Source organism: Actinospica sp. (assembly GCF_035552695.1).
GTDB lineage: Bacteria > Actinomycetota > Actinomycetes > Streptomycetales > Catenulisporaceae > Actinospica.
This window is the reverse complement of record NZ_DASZKT010000174.1, coordinates 1-2,525: the sequence shown is the minus strand read 5'-3', so window position 1 is coordinate 2,525 and position 2,525 is coordinate 1. Positions and strand designations below refer to the sequence as shown.

The 2,525-nt window shown below is 69.3% G+C and carries 3 protein-coding genes; all 3 read right to left on the bottom strand.

Features of this window, described 5'->3' with window-relative positions:
* Positions 1 to 1,538: proton/sodium-translocating pyrophosphatase (locus VG296_RS20435; RefSeq protein ID WP_325567953.1), on the bottom strand; the 1,538-nt coding region annotated here is incomplete at its 3' end.
* A gap of 231 nt (positions 1,539 to 1,769) precedes the next feature.
* Positions 1,770 to 2,219, bottom strand: coding sequence for an ATP-binding protein (locus tag VG296_RS20430; RefSeq protein WP_325567951.1), 450 nt, complete (start codon positions 2,217 to 2,219; stop codon positions 1,770 to 1,772).
* Between the two features lie 30 nt (positions 2,220 to 2,249).
* A partial coding sequence (locus VG296_RS20425; protein ID WP_325567949.1) for an STAS domain-containing protein occupies positions 2,250 to 2,525 on the bottom strand: 276 nt, incomplete at its 5' end.

Below are 2,525 nucleotides of genomic sequence, written 5' to 3'. Positions count from 1 at the left end.
GCGGTCGCGGCCAGCACCGCGGTCGCGATCGCGATGCCCTTGGTGATCGCCTTGGTGGTGTTGCCGATCGCGTCCAGCGTGGTCAGCGCCTGCGCCGCGTCGCCCTCGACGTCGCCGGACATCTCCGCGATGCCCTGCGCGTTGTCGGTGACCGGGCCGAAGGAGTCCATCGAGACGATCACGCCGACCGTGGTCAGCAGGCCGATGCCGGCCAGCGCCACCGCGAACAGCGCGATGGTGGCGTTGCCCGTGGCGAGCAGGTAGGAGCCGAATACCGCGGCGGCGATCAGCAAGGCGGAGTACACGGCGGACTCCATGCCGATCGACACACCGGACAAGATGACGGTGGCCGCCCCGGTTTCCGAGCTTTCGCCGATGTCGCGGACCGGCCGCCGGTTGGTCTCGGTGAAGTAGCCGGTCAGCAGCTGGATGGCGCTGGCCAGCACGATGCCGATCAGGATCGCGCCGAACGCGATCCACCGCGGGCTGCCGTTGAAGGCCGAGATGGACGCGTCGGTGACGCCCTTGAAGCTGCTGAAGTGCGACGGCAGGAAGGTGAAGCAGGCGATGGCCACGCCGACGACCGACATGAGCGCGGAGATGAAGAAGCCGCGGTTGATCGCGGTCATCCCGCTGCGGTCACCGGCCCGCGGCGCGACCGAGAAGATGCCGATGATCGCGGTGAGGATCCCGATGGCCGGGATGATCAGCGGGAAGATCAGGCCGTCGTTGCCGAACGCGCTCTTGCCCAGGATCAGCGCGGCGACCAGCATGACCGAGTAGGACTCGAACAGGTCCGCGGCCATGCCGGCGCAGTCACCCACGTTGTCGCCCACGTTGTCCGCGATCGTGGCGGCGTTGCGCGGGTCGTCCTCGGGGATGCCCTGCTCGACCTTGCCGACCAGGTCCGCGCCCACGTCGGCGGCCTTGGTGTAAATGCCGCCGCCGACCCGCATGAACATGGCCAGCAGGGCCGCGCCGAAGCCGAAGCCCTCCAGTACCTCCGGCGCGTTCGCCTTGTAGATCAGCACCACGACCGCCGCGCCGAACAGGCCCAGGCCGACCGTGAACATGCCGGCCACGCCGCCGGTCCGGAACGCGATCCGGAACGCGGTCCGCTCGCCGCCCTCACGCGCGGCGGCCGCCACCCGGACGTTGCCGCGGACGGTCAGCGACATGCCGGTGAACCCGGTCAGGGCCGAGAACAGCGCCCCGACCAGGAAGAAGATGCTTCGGCCCCAGAGCACCTCCGCGCCACCGGTGACGGGCAGCAGGAGCAGCACGAAGAAGATGATGACGACGAACACGCCGAGGGTCCGGAACTGGCGGCGCAGGTAGGCCGCCGCACCCTCCTGGACCGCTCGGGCGATGTCCTGCATCCGCTGGGTGCCCTGGCTGGCCGCGAGCACCTCCCGGACCAGCACGCCGGCCACGGCGAGCGCGAGCAGCCCGACGACGGCCACGATGACAACCCAGGTCAGGTTGGAGCCGCTGACGCTGACGGAGTTGGCCGCCAGCGCAGAGACATGCCGGAACATTCGACCTCCTGGAACGCCGAACGGAAGAGGTGCCGATCGGCAAAGACGAGTGGCCGGGAGTCTACGCACGCATACGCGCAACTACGAACACCGGGCCGTTCCTAACAAATCTGTAATCCTACCGTGATGTTCGCGAGAAGCCGGCGTGACCTAGGCCCCAGGGGGCAGCGGGCCGAGCCGGCGCAAGGCGCGAGGGTTCGTCCTAACCGGATCAGGCGGATGAGGGCGGGGTCAGGAGGCGGCGGCCGCAGACGGCCAGCTCATCCGGACGCTCACGCCGGAACTCGTCGACAGGACGCGCACGTCCTCGGCCAGGCCGGAGATCACGGCCAGCCCGAACCCGGCGGGGAAGGCCGACCCCCCGTCGTGGCCGATGGCCTCGTAGCCGATGCCGCCGTCGGTGGCGGGGGCGGTGGCGGGGGCGGGCGCGGTCGGAGCGTGGTCGCTCACCGTCACCACGAACCGCTGGTCCTGGTCGGTCATTTCGATCCGGACCGGCTCGGCCGGGCAGTGCCGGCGGTGAGCCTCGACCGCGCGCGAGCACGCTTCACCGACCGCCAGGCGGACCTCATCGAGCAGCGATTCGTCCACGCCGCTGCGCCGCGCCACCGCGGTGGCGACCAGCCGCGCGGTACGAACGTGCGCGGGCAGCGGCGTGAACGTGACTTCGACGGTGGCCATCTCCGATGCGTTCTTCGGGTTCGGCCGGCGTTACTTCTCGGACTTCTTGGCCGCGATGGCCAGGTCCACCGTTTCGTGGATGCCGAACACCTTCGTCAGCCCCGTGATCCGGAAGATCTTGAGTATCCGCTCCTGCGTGCACACGAGGTCCAGGGAGCCGTCGTGGGCACGCACCCGCTTCAGCCCGCCGACCAGCACGCCGAGACCGGTGGAGTCGAGGAACTCGACCTTCTCCATGTTGACGACGAGCTGGTAGTTGTTCTTGTTGACCAGATCGATGAGCAGCTCACGGAGCCGCGGCGCCGT